The organism is Halomonas sp. TG39a, assembly GCF_000744395.1.
Lineage (GTDB): Bacteria > Pseudomonadota > Gammaproteobacteria > Pseudomonadales > Halomonadaceae > Vreelandella > Vreelandella ventosae_B.
Genome location: NZ_JQLV01000001.1, coordinates 2,770,609 through 2,788,760 on the forward strand (window position 1 = coordinate 2,770,609; position 18,152 = coordinate 2,788,760).

Below are 18,152 nucleotides of genomic sequence, written 5' to 3' on the forward strand. Positions count from 1 at the left end.
ATGAACTAGGTGATACCCACCTCATGCGCCTGCGCTTCCTCTACCATCTCAGTAGCCAGCTCACCCACCGTACGTACAGCCGCTTCAATCGCGGGCGTTAACGTAAAGGCATAGCTCAGACGCAGGCACTGACGGAACTTGCCCGAGGCTGAAAACAGCGAGCCCGGTGCCACATGAATGGCATGCAGGACCAAGCGCTCATTGAGGCGCACACAGTCCACGGCGGCGGGGAGCTCCACCCATAGCAAAAAACTGCCTTGTGGGTAGCTAATGCCTGCACCCTTGGGGAAGTAGCGCTGTACCCAACTGATCATGATATCCCTTTGGCGCTGATACTGGCGGGTGGCGTAGCGAAGGTGACGCTCGTAGTGCCCTTTGGCGACGAACTCCGCTACTGCTAGCTGCGGCAACGTCGCCGAGGCGCCGGTGGAGACGTACTTCATATGCATTGCCTGATCACGATAGCGGCCCGGGGCCAGCCAGCCCACCCGAAGACCTGGCCCCACCGTTTTGGAAAAGCCACTGCACAGCATCACGCGCCCATCGTCATCGAAGGATTTAATGGTGCGCGGCCTGGGCAGGGTAAATGATAAATCGCCGTAGATATCGTCTTCGATAATGGCCACATCGAAGCGTTGGGCGAGCTGAAACAGCGCCCGCTTGCGCGCTTCTGGCATGGTATAGCCTAGCGGATTGTTGTAGGTAGGCGTGACCTGTATCGCACGGATTGGCCACTGCTCTAACGCTAGTTCCAGGGCTTCCAGGCTGATGCCCGTTTGCGGGTCGGTGGGAATTTCCAGTGCTTTTAAGCCGTTGGCTTTAAGGATTTGCATGGTGCCGTAAAAGCTCGGCGAATCAATGGCGACTACATCACCTGGCTGGGTTAGCGTGCGCAGCGAGATGGATAGCGCTTCCTGGCAGCCCGTAGTTACCATGATGTCGTCTGGGTGCAGCAAACAGCCGGAAGCGATGGCCAACCGGGCTACCTGTTGACGAAGCTCAAGTCGACCACTCAGTTTGTCGTAATTAAACCCAACAAGGTCATGACTGCGATGTAGGCCTGCAAGAATTTTCGACAGCGGACGTAGCGATTCATACTCTACATTTGGCGCGCCACGCCCTAAAAGAAGTCGACTCTCATCGCGGTGTGTCGCTACCAGCTCCAACACTTGATCCCATTGGGAAATATCCAGCGGGCGCTGTGCGGGGCGTGAGACCGACGGCAGCACCGATGGTACGCGGCTAGGTAGCACGAAGTAGCCCGATTTTGGTCGAGACTCGATCAACGCCACGTCCATCAGTTGGCGGTAAGCCTCCTGGGCCGTCGAAATGCTAACGTCCAGTTCCTGGCACACCGCGCGAATAGACGGCAGGCGATCGCCCACACGGTAAATACCGTGCTCGATACGCTCCCGCAAAATGCTGGCGACTTCTTCATAGCGCGTCATGACACTCATCCTAATGCAGCCTGATAACGATACAGATGACCTCCACATCGGCCATACAGAGGCATAACACGCCCTTCTGTATTCTAAAAACATTAAACTCTATATCTGTATTCAAATGATAGCACTGAGTAATCTGGTTGGGCATATAACACGGAGGATTAGCCATGCCACGCTTCAGCCTCACCCAGCTTCGCTATCAGCTAAGATCTCAACTGCGTCAGTACCGTCACTACCGCCGTAGTCGCCGCCAGTTACTGGCGCTTGATGACAGGCTACTTGACGATATCGGCATTGACCGTACACAGGCGCTCAAAGAGGGACATAAAGCGTTTTGGAAGCATACACCACTAGATAAGGGGCCTTATGAAAACCGCTGAGTATTACCTACTCGACGTCTTTACCGACCAGCCGTTTACTGGCAACCCATTGGCCGTTTTTCTAGAGGCTGATGGGTTGGCAGCCAGTACCATGCAAGCGCTGGCTAATGAGCTTAACCTGGCCGAAACGGTGTTTTTGAGCGCCGCCACTGGCCCAAATCACTACTCGATGCGGATTTTCACGCCGACACGCGAGCTGCCTTTTGCAGGCCACCCCACGGTAGGTACCGCGCATTTGCTCGCGGAACTGAGACTAGTAAACCGCGAACAAGGCGTTGTGCTACAACCCCCTATCGGCGAACTGGCGGTTAGTTATGACCACGGAAGAGCGACGTTTACCACCGCCCAGCCCGCAATATTGAAAGACAGCACGATTGACCGTATCACTGCCGTTGAACTACTTGGACTAGACATTCACCAGGTAATGGGTGATCCGGTAATTGCTTCCTTCGGACTGCCCTTTCATTTAATTGAATTAACTGACGTGGCAGCGTTAGAGAGCGTACACATCTCAACCACCACCTGGGCGAGTGCTGTTGTGCCTAGCAGTGCAGAGCAGATTTACCTGTATGTGATTGAACAACACGACGGGGCAGAGACGGTGGTTCGCAGTCGCATGTTCTGTATGCACGCCAGTATCTGCGAAGACCCCGCTACCGGTAGCGCCGCCGCAGCGTTGACGGGCTACCTGGCGTCACTGCAGCCAGACGCCTTGCACTGCAAGATTCATCAGGGTGTTGAAATGGGGCGGCCCAGCGTTATCCATACCGCCGCCAATGGCGAGATCAAGCCCGGCCTTGTGACGGTGGGCGGTAATGCAAAAGTGGTGGGCAAAGGCGAGTTTTACCTGGAACGATAGCCAACCGCCTCACAAAAAAGAGTGCCCGCCATTTTGCGGACACTCGGCTTTTTGCTCAGTTTTTACTCGGAGGCCAGGCCTCAGGCCGCCTGCACTTCGATACGGCGTGTGCGGTGGCTATCTTTCTTGGGCAGCGTTAGCGTCAATACGCCGTTGACGAGAGTGGCGCTAATGGCATCGCTGTCCACTTCGTGACTGAGGTTAAAACGCCGCGCAAAACGCTGGCCGCGAACCTCGGCGTGCAGCGCGCTCAGCCCTTCGGGCATACTCAGCGCTATCTCACCCTCCAAGCTCAGCACATTGTTGTCGAGCTCTATTTTCAGCGTTTCATTAGTCACGCCGGGCATATCCGCCACCAGTTTGAGCGCGTTAGACTCCTCAATAATATCCACCGCTGGCAGCAGGGTTTCTTGAGAATGTTGCTCCTCACCACGCTGTAAAAGCGGGGAGTGGTTGGATGAACGAACAACGTTATTCATGATTTATTCCTCCTTATTCAAGGTTAACAAACATGATTTACGCCGCCTGAACATCAATACGTCGCGGCTTGAGCTCTTCACGCTTAGGCAGCACGATCTCAAACACCCCATGGGCATGGCGGGCCTCAGCCCGCTCGGCATCTAAACCGTCGGGGAGCGCAATCGCCCTTACGAACTCACCGCTGGCGCGCTCACGGCGAAATATCGGGCGCGAGCTGCCATCCTCATTGCTTCCCGTTACAGCATCACGCTTGCCACGCAGCGTCAGCACATTATCTTGAACATCAATAGTGAGATCCGAAGGTGCCAGCCCTGCCGCAAACACGTAGACACGCACGGTGTCATCGCTACGCGCCACGTTGATCATGGGGAAACTACCTCGCGGCACCGCGCGAATATCCATCGCATTGCCGTCGGGGAAGAAGCCGTCCAGCAGTTGACTAAACCAGTCAAACTGTCGAGGCGAACCGGTTTCAAAACGCTTGAGATCATCGAACATATCGAACACTCCTACGTTAAGCAGACTGTGAGACTTGAGATAAGAGGCGGCCTCTTATCCACTCCACCGAAGCAGCCTCTACAGTTTGCAAAATAGGAGCGGTCAATCAATTTTCAAGGGCCTGGATGGCAAATTTTTTGGGCTTTTTAACCTGCCAAGGACAGCACATTAAGGCCGCTTTAAAAACCGATGCTCACAGCGGTCAAGCAACCGTAACGTCGGTAGAGAGATAGACATCCTGAATCGCATGCAGCAGCTCCACGCCTTCCTGTATCGGTTTCTGGAACGCCTTACGCCCCGAGATCAAGCCCATACCACCAGCCCGTTTATTGATCACCGCCGTGCGAACCGCTTCGCCAAGATCGGAGTGCCCTTTGGAGCCACCGCCGGAGTTAATCAAACCCGCGCGACCCATAAAGCAGTTAGCGACCTGGTAGCGGGCCAGATCGATGGGGTGATCCGTCGTCAGCTTGCTATAGACGTTATCGTGGGTATGCCCGAAACCGACCGCTTTGTAGCCGCCGTTATTCTCAGGCAGTTTCTGTTTGACGATATCCGCTTTAAGGGTTGCAGCCATGTGGTTGGCTTGGCTGGTGAGGTCGGCGGAGGCATGATAATCGGTACCATCCTGCTTGAAGGCCGGGTTGCGCAGATAGGCCCACAGCACTGTGACCATACCCAACTGGTGGGCCCGCTCAAAGGCCTCGCTGATCTCCATGATTTGCCGACGACTTTCATGGGAGCCAAAGTAAATCGTCGCCCCCACCGCCACGCAGCCCATATCGTGGGCTTGCTCCACATCGGCAAATAGCGTCTGGTCGTATATCGCCGGGTAACTCAGGGTCTCGTTATGATTCAGCTTCAACATCATCGGGATTTTGTGGGCGTAGCGTCGCGCCACGGAAGAGAGAACTCCAAGCGTCGAGGCGACGCCGTTGCAACCCCCTTCGAGGGCCAGTTCAACGATATTAGCTGGGTCGAAGTAGCGCGGGTTAGGCGCGAAGGAGGCGCCCGCCGAGTGCTCAATCCCCTGATCCACCGGCAACAGGCTGAGATAGCCAGTACCCGCTAAGCGACCATGGTTAAAAAAGCTCTGCATATTGCGTAATACCGCTGGACTGCGGTCGCTATCAGCCATGACACGGTCGATAAAATCCGGGCCCGGCAGATGCAAGTCCTCACGACTAACACCCTGGCAAGTGTGGTTAAGCAAACTATCAGCGTCACTGCCTAGCAGAGCGGCTATATCGGTCATGGTGAACTCCTTGATACTTGTCTGTAACAAAAGGTAAGTGTAGGCCAAATACTGCGTCAATAGCGTCTATCGCTTAAATAAAACCTATTCCTTCAGCAGAACCCTAGCCCTTCAATAGAACCCTATTCCTTCAATAGAACATAGAGGAAGCAGCACAGCAATCAGGCGACGCTAGGTTTCACTGCGGTTGACAAAACTACGACTAAAGGATGAAAATACAATCACGAATGAGTTTTAGTCGCAAACAAGACTAAGCCTGTTAACTTTGCGTTCTCACCTGGAAATACCTTCACAATGCCCGCCTCTTCGCCGCTTGCTGCTCCGTTGGCATCCACCTATCGGCGCTTTATTGTTACCCGTTTGCTGATTGTCGCAGGGTTAGCCATAGCGTTAGCGATATCGCTGCTCGCTGATATCGCCAGCGGCCCAGCGCATATTCCGCTTACTGATTTAATCGCGCTGCTGTTGGATGCCCATGCCCAAGAGCCCATTCAGCAGGCCATTGTCTGGGAAATCCGTATGCCTGCGGCGCTAATGGCAGTGCTAGTAGGCGCCACCCTGGGCCTGGCCGGTGCGGAAATGCAAACGGTACTGAATAACCCCTTGGCCAGCCCATTTACCCTGGGCGTTGGCGCAGCGGCCACGCTCGGGGCATCGCTGGTGATTGTTTTTAACCTCACCCTGTTTGGTTTAAATGCCCACTACGCCACCGCCTTAATGGCGTTTGTGTTTGCGGCGGCGTCGATTTTGACCATCAATGCGCTGTCGCGCCTTTATGGGGCCAGCCGCGAGATTATCGTGCTATTCGGTATTGCGCTGGTCTTTGTACTAAACGCTCTGGTCGCGCTTTTGCAGCTCATCGCCAGCCCTGATGCTTTACAACAACTAGTCTTCTGGACGATGGGCAGCCTATCCCGCGCTTCCTGGGAGACGGTAGCCATTGTGGCGGCGGTGCTGGCCGTTTGCCTGCCCTTCTCGCTGCGCAGCGCCTGGGCAATGACGGCACTGCGTTCGGGCGATGAACACGCCCGCAGCTTCGGCATTGCGGTTGAGCGGTTGCGCCTTATCTCGCTGCTTAGAGTGAGCCTACTTGCTGCTGCCGCGGTGGCGTTTGTGGGCACCATTGGCTTTATTGGGCTGGTGGGCCCACATATGGCCCGGCTGGCGCTGGGTGAAGATCACCGTTTCTACCTGCCGGGCAGCGCCCTGGCCGGTGCACTGGTGCTTTCACTTGCTTCTATCGCCAGTAAAACGCTGGTCGATGGGCTGGTGTTGCCGGTGGGGCTGGTGACCTCGCTGGTGGGCATTCCCTTCTTTATGGCGTTGATCATGCTGCAGGGGCGAGCACGATGAAGGCAGGTTTTACACTCAGCAACGTCACGACGGGCTACCGCAAACGACGCGTCTTCGAGCAGCTAAATCTACCCACCCTGCCACCCGGTTCGCTGGTCGCGGTGCTGGGGCCCAATGCGGTGGGTAAATCGACCCTGCTAAAGGCCATCGCGGGCTTACAGCCAGCCACCGGACAAATGCAGCTTAATGATATCGACCTCGCCACCCTCAGCGGCGCCGCGCGGATGCGCCATGTGAGCTATCTACCGCAAACGCTCCCTCAGGCCACCACGTTAGTGGCCTACGAAGCTGTGCTAAGCGCCTGCCGTGCCGTACGCCCCGACCTAAGCCGTACAGAAATAGACGCATTAATCGAGCGCGTTTTCGATGCCCTGGCCATTCGTTCACTCGCCCTGCGCCCGTTGAGCGAACTCTCCGGTGGCCAGCGCCAGATGGTGGGCCTGGCCCAGGCGATTGCCCGCCAGCCCGCGCTATTACTGTTGGATGAGCCCACCAGCGCGCTGGATCTGCGCTGGCAGCTGGCACTGATCGATACCGTGCGCGCAGTGATTGCAGAGCGTCAGGCGGTATGCCTGATGGCTATCCACGATATCAATCTGGCACTGCGCTTCTGCGACCAGGTGCTGCTGTTTGGCAACGGCGGTCTGCTGGCTGCCGGCGACCCTCACACGGTGATTACCCCCGACGTACTGCACGCCGCCTATGGCGTAGAGGCGCGGGTCGAACGCTGCTCGCTGGGGCGTCCGGTGGTACTAAGCGATCGCGTCAGTCATCTCTCTGCGAACACCCCCTAGGAGACCGACATGCGCCGCTTGGCTATTAATTTGCTGTGTTGGATGAGTTTGTTAAGCGCTGCCACATGCCCGGCAGGTGAGCCTCCGGGGAACTTCCCTAAACACGTCACCGATTTAGCAGGCCGTCAGGTGACGCTCTCAGCCCCGCCAACTCGCCTATTTCTTACCCAACCGCGCCAGCTGTATGCCTTGGCAACGCTACTGGATGACCCGACCCCACGCTTGGCGGGCTGGGCTTATCCCCTTACCGTGTTTGACCCCGCCATGGCACAACGCTTTGCCTCCCAGTGGCCTGCGCTAGACCGACTGCCAGCGCTCTCAAGCGCACCGACACCTCTGCTCGATAGCGAAGCGTTACTGAATCTGGCCCCGGACCTGGTGCTGTTTGATCTCTCACGCGCTAGCAGCGTGGAAGGCTCGCCCCTGGCGCAGTTACTGGACGAATTGGGCATTGCCTACCTGTTTATCGACTTTAACCGTCATCCGCTGGAGAACACGCCCAAAAGCCTTGCCCTTTTAGGCCAGGTATTAAACGCAACGCCCAGGGCCAGCGCGATGATTGCCCTGATTGAGCAGCGCTTGGCGCGTATCGACCGGCGCTTGGCAGACCTTCCTGCATCCCCACCCACCGTCCTCATCAATGTCGCCCCTGGGGTGAAAGTTGACTGCTGCCGCACCAATCTACGCAACGGACTTGCCGACTTAGTGGCCCGGGCGGGCGGCGATAATATTGCCGATGCCTTAGCCCCTGGCGCATCGGCGACGCTAAGCAACGAGTGGGTACTGAGCCACCCGCCCGAGGTCGTGATCAATACCGCGGGGCAATGGACAGCAGGAGATGGCATCAGCGTGGGACTTGGGATTAGCGATGCGGAGATTGCCCAAGACCTGCGCTCGCTTAGCCACGAACTGCCCGGCTGGCAGCATCTCGACGCCGTTCAGCAAGGTCAGTTCTACGCGCTCTGGCACGGCTTCCACCAAGGCCCCTTTGCCATTGTGGCACTAGAACGCATTGCCCAATGGCTCTACCCCGAACGCTTCGCCGACCTCGACCCGGCCGCTACCTTCGACGCGCTGCTGCCCGCCCCACCAGCGCTAAGCCGCGAGGGACATTTCTGGGGCGCACTCAACGCGCAATAACGCTTGCTCATTCCACCCACTGACGACAAAAAGGATCGATACCGCCCATGCTCCGCTCTCGAACCATTGCACTGTTTTCGCCGCTGCTACTGCTGAACCCGCTGCCCTATGCCTTCGCGCAACAAGCCAACGAGATCACTTCAGAAACAGTTTCAGAAACACTGATCGTCACTTCGGATCGCCTCACTGACGTGGCCCCGCAGAGTTATCGTGCCCAGCGTTCTAGTTTGGCCAGCAAACAGCCGGTGTCGTTTCTGGAAGAAGCCCGCACCGTAGAGACAGTCACCGCCCAGGTGATGGCCGATCATAATATCGACAGCCTCACTGAGGCGATGGCGATGGTCGCAGGGGTCACCGAAGGCAACAATATGGGTGGCACCGAAGACGGCTTTATCAAACGCGGTTTCGGCAGCAACAGCGATGGTTCGACGTTGATCGACGGCATTCGCCAGCCCCGGGGCACCTTCTCCATGGCAACGGTGGACCATGTCGAAGTACTCAAGGGGCCAGCCTCGCTCTTTCAAGGCCAGCAGGATCCTGGCGGGGTGATCAATCTGGTCACCAAACGCCCTGAGTACGAGTGGCAGCGCGAAATCAGCGCCGAAGCCACCTCCTTGGGCGGCGGCAATGCCAGCGTGGATGTCACCGGCCCGCTTGCCGATACCGGGCTGGCCTTCCGGTTTATCGTCCATCATGAAGATGAAGACTCCTCACGCGCTTTTGGCAATGATCGACGTACGATTATTGCCCCTTCGCTGCGCTGGGAAGGTAGCGACAGTCGTGCGCAGATCTCCTATGAGTATCGCGACTACGACTTAGACTTGGATCGCGGCACGGTGATCATTGACGGCGAACCCGCCAATATATCCCGTAAGCAGCGCCTTGATGAATCCTGGTCACGGGTATTCGGTCACGACGAAGCCGTCACCGCCTGGTGGGAACAGGATATCAACGACGACTGGTCAACAAGATTGACCTACGGCTGGAACCGCCGCCAGTACAGCGATGGTCAGCCGCGGGTACTGCGTGTGAATGAAGACACCGGCGCGCTAACCCGCCGTGCCGATGCTAACTACGGCTTTGACCGCCGCGTGCAATATACCGCCTGGGATACTACCGGCACCGCCACCCTGGCAGGCATGCGCCACGATCTCACTATCGGTGTGGATCATGAACGCCAGCGGGATTATCTGGCCGAGGTGTATCGCGGTACAGCGGTCACCGACCAAAATGTATACGAGATGAGCTACGGCGGTCTAAATCTGGATAGCGATAGCCTTAACACCTCGCGAAGCAACCGCTTGGATGAGATTAATACGACCGGCGTTTATCTCAATGACCGCTGGCACTTCAATGACCGCTGGACGCTGGGGCTAGGCGGGCGCTACACCCACTACGAGCAGTTTGGTGGCCGTGGCCGACCCTTCGTAACCGCCACCGATATCAGCGACGATATTTTTCTGCCTTCGGTCAGTTTGCTGCATCGCCTGACTCCGAATACGTCGGTTTATGCCAGCTATAGCGAGGCTTTTGTGCCCAATGGCGCCGACAGTGATACCGGTAAGACGTTGGATCCCGAGCACAGTATGGGCAGCGAAATTGGTGTGAAGCACCTGTGGAACGACCAGTTCTCGTTAGCCGCTGCGCTATTTGATATCCGTAAAGAGAATGTCGCTGTTTCCGACAACGGCGTCACCCGCACAGTAGGCGAAGCGGGCTCACAGGGTGTGGAGCTAACGGTTTCCGGCCAGTTGACCGATCAGCTTTCGCTACTGGGTGCTTACGCCTACACAGACACCGAAGTGCTCAAAGATACCGAAGGCACCCAGGGCAACCGGCTGACCAACGCCGCACGGCATACCGCAAGCCTTTATTTGGCTCACGACCTGAATACCAGCCCGGCACTGGGCAACTGGCGCCTGGGCGGCGGGGTTCGTTATGTGGGTGAGCGCGAAGGCGACGCTGACAACAGCTTCCAGTTAGACGCCTACACCGTCGCCGATACCTTTATCGGCTGGGATACCCCCTGGCTGGGCGACAACTTACACCTGCAGCTCAACGCCAAGAACCTGTTCGACACTACTTACTATCCCTCCAGCGGAGGCAGTACGCGGGTAGTGGTCGGCGACCCGCTGGAAGTTAGCCTTCTAGCGTCGGTAAGGTTTTAAGTATTATTTTCTCGGCGCAACAACTTGCTCTTAATTAATCTTTGTGACAACTTTTATATATGAGAAAGATATCATGAACTTAACACTAGGAACGCGCCGATGAAATGTACCGCATGCCAGCAAGGGAACTTAGTCCCCAGCTTTCTTGATGCCCTTTTCCGTAGTCATACTTGCAATAACTGCGGCGGCAACTGGATCTTGATTGAAGATTACATTAGCTGGAAAGAACGTCACCCCGAACATGTATTTGATGATACTGGTGTCGAGAGCGTTGAGGCGGAAGATACGGTAGGCGCACTGATTTGCCCGGTGACCGGCGGCATTATGAGCAAGTTTCGAATCGCCAAAGATAATGCTCATCGGATCGACTATAGCGCTCGTGTAGGCGGTGTGTGGCTGAATAAAGGCGAGTGGGAAATGCTGATCGCCGAAGGGCTTGCGGGTAACCTTAACAGCATACTGACAGACTCCTGGCAAAAGCGGATACGTCAGGAAAAAACCAGTGACACCTTTGAGCAGCTCTATCGCAGCAAGTTTGGTGATGCTGACTACCAAAAGGCCTGTGACGTGCGTGAGTGGCTGCACAACCACTCTCAAAAAGCCGACTTACGCGCTTTCTTAATGGCAGAAAACCCTTACTCGGCTGTTGAGTGAGTGCTTTTAGATAAATGATTAGTCAGCCGCTGATAACCAGCGGCTGATTTTTAACAATTAAGTATCTCCAATCAATAACTCATGATTAATGTTCGGGTAGTTCTTCCAGCAACATTAACCATCCTCCGACCTTACCTTCCCCCATTGACCAACCCCCTCCGCAATTAAGCTTAATTGACGCACCACTAGGGCACCGGTCTCTTCATTGCCTCCGGTTAGTTGCCGACGTTGGAACTCACGCTTAATCGCTTCCCAGCGCTGTTTTTCTTCCTCGCTCAAGGTGCCTCTAAGCTCTTTCAGCTTGAGTAGATTCTCTTCGGCACCCTGGGTGAGTAGTTGCGCTTCGCCGACATAGTGGTCGTCAATAATGGCTTCAAGCTCGTCGTTGCTAAGTATCGGCGACATTTTTTCAGCCAACCGATTCATATTGCGGTAGCTGCCCTGTAGGCGGAACGGCGGCTCGGTGCGGTACTCGTCAGCCTGGGCGCTGGAGGCGATATACTGCTGATTCACGCGCAGCACCACTTCTCGGGCTTTAAACATATTCTTCAGCACCGCGACGATCTCTTCACGCTCTGCGGCGCTATAGTCGTGTTCAAAGTCGGTGCTTGGCACCTCGCGGCCCATGGCGATATCCACAAAGCGGTAGAAATCGTCCATGCCGCGTGTGGCCAAAGAGGCGAGCACCGTATTGGCACTCATGGCATTCTCGATGTAGGAGAGCGCAAATACCTCCTCCATGCCACTCAACACATCGCCCAGGTTATAAACATCGGCGCGGTTGGCCAGCATATCGGGCACTTTGAACACGTCGCCGCTTTCGGTGTAGGGGTTACCCGCCATGGCGATGCAGAAGCGCTTACCGCGCATATCGTAGGTCTTGGTGCGCCCGTTCCAGATACCGTCAACCCGCCGGCTGCCGTCGCATAGCGAGATAAACTTCTGCAAAAACTCCGGATGCGTATGCTGGATATCATCCAGATAGAGCATGACGTTGTTGCCCATTTCAAACGCCAGATTCAGCTTGATCAGTTCGGCCCGGGCAGTGGAGTGCGTGGCGGCCTCAGGATCCAGCGAGGTCACATCGTGACCAAGGCTGGGGCAGTTAATCTTCATAAAGATCAGCCCCAAGCGGTTCGCCACATACTCCATAAGCGTGGTTTTACCGTAGCCGGGCGGGGAGATCATCATCAGCAAACCGCTATTATCCGTGCGCCGCGTATCACCTACCGTGCCCATCTGTTTGGCTAGGTTATCGCCAATGATGGGTAAGTAGCTTTCGGTAATCAGCTTATTGCGCACAAACGAGTTGAGTGGCTTCGGCAGGTACTCTTCGAGCCGCAACCGCTCCCGCTGCTCGCGTAAAATCAGCTGGCGACGCTCTTGTAACGCCGTCCAGTCGCGTATAACGACCTGCTCGTGGTGGCGCAGCCGCTCCTGAAAGTCGTCGAGCTGAAGCGTGAGCTCTTGCTGTTCAAGACGTCCGTGCTGGCCCAGCAAGCCGATAATGATGAAGGCTAGCTCAACATTATGGGTGGCGGTGCTTAGCCGGTCAGCCGTGTTGAGCATGGCAATCGCTTCAGGCAGGTAGTGCAGCAGCGCCTCTTGCTTGGCCTGCCCCGCGTGGGCCTGCAGCCAGTGGGAAGTGATCACCCAGCGGGCGCCGGGGTTACCCGCAACCACCGCCAAGGCCTCTTGAAAGTGTACGTAGTGGCCCTGCTGCTGCATGGAGGTGGTAAAGCTCTCCACCAGGCTGGCGGCGTACTGGGTGACCGGAAAACGTTCGCCCTCTTCAGCCAACTGGCGCACCAGAAAGTCAGTGGCACTGCTTATCTGACTCACCGAGCACTTGATCTGTTGGGCCGATACAAAAGCATCAAGCTGCGGCTGTACTTCCTGGATCAAGGCGTTTAGCAGATCGTCGTTATTCATAATGCGGCATAGAATGCCTGCCGATAGACAGCGAGCGCGCAGGTTACGGGTCGCGTCTTCATCGTGAATGCGATCGGCCCAGAACAGCATCGCCAGCGCCCGGGGCAGCGGCCCAAACCCTAGCAAACCAGCACTTTGGCGGGCTGGCCACAAGGTGCGTACGATCAGTGCAGCGTCGTGATCGTGAATGCCTTTTTCGTAGCTTTCGCGGTAGCGCGGCGAGGCAAAATTGGCAATCTGACGCTGAAGCTCGCTGAAATCTTCCACATTAATCGGCTTAGCACCGGGCTTCGCCAACTCGTCCATAAAGCGATAAGCAAGATACTCGGCGCGATAGACTGCGGGGCTTTCCGAAGGCAGCAGCATACTCCAGTAGTCTTGCAGCTCGGTCAGCCTCTCATCCTCAAGCGGCTCGTAATACTGCGTGCCCGTCAGATGCAGCATGATGCGCTCTTGGCGAGGCACCAGGGTTAAGTCGAGATGCTGCTGGTTGACGCTGAAGCGGTGGCGTGGCCCCAGGCGTATAACATCACCACCGGATTCATAAATATCGGAACGGTCACGCACGCTACGCATGGCGGCGTCTTGGGAGGAGCGCAGGCGTCCGGCGATATCGTCCGCCTCAAGATTGCCGCCCATATTGCGCAGCTCATCGATCATGCTGCGCACTTTGCCGACCATGGCATCCGCCGCGAAGAAGCTATGCAGCTCTTCGAGGGTTTCAAAGCGCTCTGTGCGGCGCTCCACATTGGCCAGAATCCGCTGGCTGGCGTCCGTTAGGGTAGAGACGCGACGTTGACGCTCATCCTGCAGCTGCTGGCGGCGTGCTTCGATGCTCTCGTGGGCACTTTCACGCTGCTCAAGAATGGTGGTTAAAAATTCATCAAATTCGCCGAACTGACTCTCCAGTTCCTGGAGTTGATCGAGGATACGCGTCATCAGCTGGTCGCAGTCATCAGGTTCCCGCAGCGCGCCAACACCATTAGCCAGGCTCTGCTCAAACAAGCGAATCTGGGCCGCAAACTGCGCCTGAGCCTCTGCGCTCCCCTGCTCTCTTAAACGGATCTCCGCTTCGGAGCGCTGCTGATTAATCGAGGCGTAGATGCTGGAGATGTTCTCGGTAATCCGCGTCTGCTCAATAGCATCGCCGCCGGACATCGACGACAGCAGCCCTTGAATCATATCCAGGCCCGCGGTTAATTCGCGATAACGCTCCACGCACTCCGCCAACTGCTGGCGATTCTCTGCCTCACCCACCTGCTCTTTCAACGTCGCCAGGGTTTCCCGGTAGCCATCCAGCGCTTCTGGCTGAGCAAGAAAGCTAAAGGTCTGCTGGGTCAGCGATTGTTCCGCTTTATCCAGCGCTTGCTCTAACGTTTGCAGGCGCTCTTCATCCAGATAGCGTCGCTCACGCAGCGCCATTAGCCGCCCACGATGGTCGCGTAAATGTTTCAGGTAGGTAACGAATAGGTCGGGGGTTTTCCAACTACTGGGCTTGAGCTCCCGCAGCAGCGTCGCCTGCTGTTTTTCAACCTCGTCTAGCGCCTGGGCTGTCTGGGCACGAATCGCCTGGACTTTCTCATACTCATCGAGCATCAGTTCAGCGGTGTGCTTTAGCTGTTCAAGCGCGGCGTGAATGGTTTCAAAGTCAGCTTCACCAATCCAGTGGAACTGGTTCAGCGTGCGGTCAACCCGCCGGATGATGGCGTTAAAGTGGCGTTCTGATGCCTGCTGCTCGTTAGCGAGCTGCACGATGCTATTGAGCTCGGCAATGCCGCGTACTAGATCCGGGTTACCAATTCGGCCTAGTGGCGTGTCGTTACGCACCGCATCCTGGGCATGGAAGCGCTCCGACATAAAGGGCGTCGCCCATACCTGGATAGGATGAACCAGCGTAGGCTCGTCTTCAGCGTAAAAAATCGCTAGGTGACCGTTTTCAAGTATCGCCGCCCCGTGCCCCACCATGGGGGTATCGACCTGCTTGCGGATCAAGTTGTAGCGATAAAGCACTACCTGCCCGGTTTGCGGCGCATAAAAAGTGTAGAGAACATCTTCGCCGTTTGGCGAGCGCACCATACGTTTGAAGCGCAGGTCTTCCTCGGGTACTTCGTAGGTGGTCAACTCACCCGTATTTAAGTAGTAGCCTGAGGGAAAAATCAGGCCGTGGTTTTCCGGCAGCTCAACGACGGAGCCCGCCATGGCATCGACACGTTTAACGTGCTGCTCAGCACGGTTGAAAAGGTAGTAGCGCCACTGTTGCTCATTGAAGGGCAAAATACGAATCAGCACCACCGCACCAAGATCAGCATATTCAAAGCTGGCATCGTCCAGCGACTGGGAGTCTGACTCCACTGGGTCGCTAAAGACACCTTCGCCGCTGCTGGTGTTGTTCTCAATCTTGAAGGTAATGTGTCCGCGCAGGTTGTCCACGAAGACGGTATCAAGGATATTCAGATGGGGCGCGCGACCCTGCTCCTGCATATCCCGGCCTGCGGTTTGCCAGGAGAAAGCAAAGCGGTCAGGAAAGATCAGGTCGCGCTCGCCGCGATTATCGATATAGCGGCTCACCTCACCGCTGGCGGCTAAATCCCAACGGAAGACGCGCAGGTCGCTAAGTTTTTCACCGATTTGAAAAGCAATTAGCAGCTTATTGTTAAGGGTGACCAGTTGAACCAGCGTGGCATGGCTGTAGTATTTCTGGAGTTCTTTGAAATCCTGAACAAAGCGGCTCTCGGTGAGGAAGCTATTCGCCGTTGGCGCTTCACTTAACTCAAGCCCCTCTTCATCATCTTTGAGGTGGTAGAGCGCAAAAATATCGCTCGCTTCCAGTTCTTTGCGCAGCCCTAATTGAACATTAAAGCCAAACAAAATTTGCTCGCCAATGCGTACCATATCGCGAGCAATGGCGTTATTTTCGGTTCGAACACGGGCCCTACCCAAAAGCGCCATGCTACTGCTACCGAAAACGTCAGCGCGGGCGTCATTCAGTTTACTGATCGACGCGCCCAGTTCGCCGCCCTGGGTTCTCAACCGCCGCTGTATCGTCTCGAACGCGGTGCTTTCTCTGACGATATTTTCAACCGAAGCATGCTCCTTCGACATAGGTATTCATCCTGAAAAGTGCTCACTAGAAATAGCAAAGACCGCAATGGGGTGACGATTGCGGTCTTGGAAAGGTGTCACCGGCCGCTTGTAACGACGTAGGCCGAGACTCTCTGCATAGAGAGTCACCCTACCCTTTAGGCAGATTCGGAGGCTTTGCCAGCGTCAGCGTTCAGGGCACGATTCGCCAAGCCCGCCAGGGTAGCTTGCAGCGCTGGTGACTTATCGAGCACACCTTGTACTGCTTTACCGTAGCCTAGCCCGGCGGTGAGTTTTTCAAACACATCGCTGTCGCCACCAATTAGCTCGAACTTGGCATTGTGCATCGCGGCAGCCATTACCTTGCCATTTTCGAGCATACCGATGCGCTGAGCTTCGATTTGCGCCATGACTTCTTTCTCGTGGACTTCCAGGTTCATACGGAACTCTTCGAAGTGGCGAGCCTCTTCGGACATATTGTCGTAAGCGCGCAGCTTCTCGACCAAGCCATTGGCTTCGGCTTTGGCCATTGCTTCCCGGGCCTGTGCTTTTGCGGTGCCCAGTTTCTCCTCGCCCATGGCCTCGGCTTCAAGGCGCTGTTCAAGAATACGCACTTCCGCTAGTCCGGCATCTTCATCAGCTTTCGCATTGGCCGTTTTAACCTCGGCAAGGGCAAAGCCTTCGCTGCGCTGGGCGTGAGCACGCGCTTCCAGCACTTGCGCTTCTGCCAGCCCGTCTGCCGCGGCAAGCGCCTGCTGGCCACGTGCCTGTTTCTCTTCTGCGGCGGATTTCTTCTCAGCCGCATCCAAATCGGCTTGGGCGCGAATAACCGCCTCTTCCGCTTCCAGCTTGGAGCGCTCGAAGACAGCTTCCGCGGCGCGCACCTCTTTGAGCTTGCGCTCTTCCGCTTCGGCTTGTGCGGCGGTCAAGCGAGTGACCTTCTGGCGCTCCGCCTCGGCGCGGTTGCGCACATCGTTAATATTCTCTTCTTCTTCCGCCACGCTGCGTTCAACCGCAATACGCTGGCTGGTAATGTCGGCAATCTCTTTGCGCTCTTCTTCCAGCGCTTTTTCCATACCGATTCGTTCAATTTCTACCGCACGCTCACGGGTTACATCCTCAAGCTCTTTCGCCTGACGAATGCGCACCTCTTCGATCTGGACGGCACGCTCGCGGGCCTTGGTGGCCATTTCAATCTGGCGCTGCTTGTTCTCTTCGGCAATCGCCAGCTCTTCATCGGTTTTAATCCGCGCGGCTTCGCTTTTCGCACGTTCTTGCTGAAGCACCTGCTCGGCTTCGGACTGCTCACGAGACTCCAGGCTTTCGATTTCACGACGCTGACGCGCCTCGGCATCGGCCTGAGTTCGCTCAAGCTCTAATGCGGCTTCACGTGCGGATACATTCTTGCGCTGAATTTCCAGCTCTTGGTCGCGCTCCAGGCGGTTGGTCTCAACATTGTGCCGGGCGGTAATCTCGGTGATACATTTGATACCTTCTGAATCCAGGATGTTGTTCGGATCCAGCGAGCTTTTCGGCGTTTGCTCTAAATAATCAATGGCAACGTCTTCGAGAATGTAGCCATTAAGATCCTGGCCAATGGTCTCAACAATGGCGTCGCGGAACTGCTGGCGCTCTTCGAAGAGCTGCATGAAGTCCATCTTTTTACCGACGGTCTTCAATGCTTCGCTGAACTTGGCGTTAAATAACTCATTAACGGCATCGCGATCGGAGGCGCGGCCTACGCCAACGGATTTAGCAACGCGCAAGACGTCTTCGGCAGTGGCATTGACGCGTAGGTAGAATGCTACGCTAATGTCGGCACGCAAATTATCGCGGCAAATCAGCCCCTCTTTCCCGGTACGATTGAGCTCCAGGGTGATCACCGATACCTTCATGGTTTCGGAACGGTGAACAACGGGCAGCACCATAGCCCCGGTAAAGTAAACCTTGGGCGTTGCGGAAAGGTCATTGACGATTAATGCCTGGCCTTGATCTATTTTTCGATAAAAGGCTTTAAACAGTGCCAGTATTGCAAGCAGTGCAATAACAATCACACTGACACTAACCAGTAGTGGCATGATCCACGACAAATCCATCTTTATCTCCTGCACCA

The 18,152-nt window shown here is 56.0% G+C and carries 13 protein-coding genes; 7 read left to right on the forward strand and 6 right to left on the reverse strand.

Going from position 1 to position 18,152, the window contains the following annotated elements:
• Positions 1–5: 5 nt before the first annotated feature.
• Positions 6–1,448: an aminotransferase-like domain-containing protein gene (locus tag U738_RS12375; protein WP_035580895.1), complete on the reverse strand. Its 1,443-nt coding sequence runs from the start codon at positions 1,446–1,448 to the stop codon at positions 6–8.
• Between the two features lie 164 nt (positions 1,449–1,612).
• Here U738_RS12375 and U738_RS12380 point away from each other — a divergent pair, with 164 nt between their 5' ends.
• A complete protein-coding gene (locus tag U738_RS12380) occupies positions 1,613–1,825 on the forward strand; it encodes a DUF1127 domain-containing protein (protein ID WP_035580898.1) in 213 nt (70 codons plus the stop codon).
• Positions 1,812–2,684: a PhzF family phenazine biosynthesis protein gene (locus U738_RS12385; RefSeq protein WP_035580900.1), complete on the forward strand. Its 873-nt coding sequence runs from the start codon at positions 1,812–1,814 to the stop codon at positions 2,682–2,684. Before U738_RS12380 ends, U738_RS12385 begins: the two co-directional genes overlap by 14 nt.
• An 80-nt stretch (positions 2,685–2,764) precedes the next feature.
• Here U738_RS12385 and U738_RS12390 read toward each other — a convergent pair whose 3' ends face one another.
• From U738_RS12390 to U738_RS12400, 3 genes are all read right to left on the reverse strand, one after another.
• Positions 2,765–3,163: an Hsp20/alpha crystallin family protein gene (locus U738_RS12390; RefSeq protein WP_035580904.1), complete on the reverse strand. Its 399-nt coding sequence runs from the start codon at positions 3,161–3,163 to the stop codon at positions 2,765–2,767.
• Positions 3,164–3,200: 37 nt separating this feature from the next.
• A complete protein-coding gene (locus tag U738_RS12395; protein WP_035580907.1) occupies positions 3,201–3,662 on the reverse strand; it encodes an Hsp20/alpha crystallin family protein in 462 nt (153 codons plus the stop codon).
• Positions 3,663–3,864: 202 nt separating this feature from the next.
• Positions 3,865–4,917 (reverse strand): class I fructose-bisphosphate aldolase, encoded by a 1,053-nt coding sequence (locus U738_RS12400; RefSeq protein ID WP_035580910.1) that lies wholly within the window; start codon positions 4,915–4,917, stop codon positions 3,865–3,867.
• Positions 4,918–5,211: 294 nt separating this feature from the next.
• Between U738_RS12400 and U738_RS12405 the strand changes: the two genes are divergently transcribed.
• The 5 genes from U738_RS12405 to U738_RS12425 all read left to right on the forward strand — a co-directional run bounded on the left by U738_RS12405 (position 5,212) and on the right by U738_RS12425 (position 11,026).
• Positions 5,212–6,270, forward strand: a complete 1,059-nt coding sequence (locus tag U738_RS12405) for a FecCD family ABC transporter permease (protein WP_035580913.1) — start codon at positions 5,212–5,214, stop codon at positions 6,268–6,270.
• Complete coding sequence (locus tag U738_RS12410) at positions 6,267–7,064, forward strand: ABC transporter ATP-binding protein (RefSeq protein WP_035580915.1); 798 nt, start codon at positions 6,267–6,269, stop codon at positions 7,062–7,064. The genes U738_RS12405 and U738_RS12410 overlap by 4 nt, the downstream gene beginning before the upstream one ends.
• A 9-nt stretch (positions 7,065–7,073) precedes the next feature.
• Positions 7,074–8,204 (forward strand): ABC transporter substrate-binding protein, encoded by a 1,131-nt coding sequence (locus U738_RS12415; RefSeq protein ID WP_035580918.1) that lies wholly within the window; start codon positions 7,074–7,076, stop codon positions 8,202–8,204.
• Between the two features lie 47 nt (positions 8,205–8,251).
• Positions 8,252–10,372, forward strand: a complete 2,121-nt coding sequence (locus tag U738_RS12420; protein WP_035580921.1) for a TonB-dependent siderophore receptor — start codon at positions 8,252–8,254, stop codon at positions 10,370–10,372.
• 99 nt (positions 10,373–10,471) lie between these two features.
• A complete protein-coding gene (locus U738_RS12425) occupies positions 10,472–11,026 on the forward strand; it encodes a zf-TFIIB domain-containing protein (RefSeq protein ID WP_035580924.1) in 555 nt (184 codons plus the stop codon).
• A 114-nt stretch (positions 11,027–11,140) separates the two neighbouring features.
• Here the strand turns inward: U738_RS12425 and U738_RS12430 are convergent, their stop codons facing one another.
• Positions 11,141–16,060, reverse strand: coding sequence for a DNA repair ATPase (locus U738_RS12430; RefSeq protein WP_035580927.1), 4,920 nt, complete (start codon positions 16,058–16,060; stop codon positions 11,141–11,143).
• Positions 16,061–16,197: 137 nt separating this feature from the next.
• Positions 16,198–18,135, reverse strand: coding sequence for a hypothetical protein (locus tag U738_RS12435; protein WP_035580930.1), 1,938 nt, complete (start codon positions 18,133–18,135; stop codon positions 16,198–16,200).
• Between the last annotated feature and the right edge of the window lie 17 nt (positions 18,136–18,152).

Coding starts and splice junctions, on each gene's coding strand:
- U738_RS12395 (WP_035580907.1), bottom strand. CDS start 3,662: ATGTTCGATGATCTCAAGCGTTTTGAAACCGGTTCGCCTCGACAGTTT.
- U738_RS12390 (WP_035580904.1), bottom strand. CDS start 3,163: ATGAATAACGTTGTTCGTTCATCCAACCACTCCCCGCTTTTACAGCGT.
- U738_RS12400 (WP_035580910.1), bottom strand. CDS start 4,917: ATGACCGATATAGCCGCTCTGCTAGGCAGTGACGCTGATAGTTTGCTT.
- U738_RS12410 (WP_035580915.1), top strand. CDS start 6,267: ATGAAGGCAGGTTTTACACTCAGCAACGTCACGACGGGCTACCGCAAA.
- U738_RS12385 (WP_035580900.1), top strand. CDS start 1,812: ATGAAAACCGCTGAGTATTACCTACTCGACGTCTTTACCGACCAGCCG.
- U738_RS12430 (WP_035580927.1), bottom strand. CDS start 16,060: ATGTCGAAGGAGCATGCTTCGGTTGAAAATATCGTCAGAGAAAGCACC.
- U738_RS12375 (WP_035580895.1), bottom strand. CDS start 1,448: ATGACGCGCTATGAAGAAGTCGCCAGCATTTTGCGGGAGCGTATCGAG.
- U738_RS12420 (WP_035580921.1), top strand. CDS start 8,252: ATGCTCCGCTCTCGAACCATTGCACTGTTTTCGCCGCTGCTACTGCTG.
- U738_RS12435 (WP_035580930.1), bottom strand. CDS start 18,135: ATGGATTTGTCGTGGATCATGCCACTACTGGTTAGTGTCAGTGTGATT.
- U738_RS12425 (WP_035580924.1), top strand. CDS start 10,472: ATGAAATGTACCGCATGCCAGCAAGGGAACTTAGTCCCCAGCTTTCTT.
- U738_RS12380 (WP_035580898.1), top strand. CDS start 1,613: ATGCCACGCTTCAGCCTCACCCAGCTTCGCTATCAGCTAAGATCTCAA.
- U738_RS12405 (WP_035580913.1), top strand. CDS start 5,212: ATGCCCGCCTCTTCGCCGCTTGCTGCTCCGTTGGCATCCACCTATCGG.
- U738_RS12415 (WP_035580918.1), top strand. CDS start 7,074: ATGCGCCGCTTGGCTATTAATTTGCTGTGTTGGATGAGTTTGTTAAGC.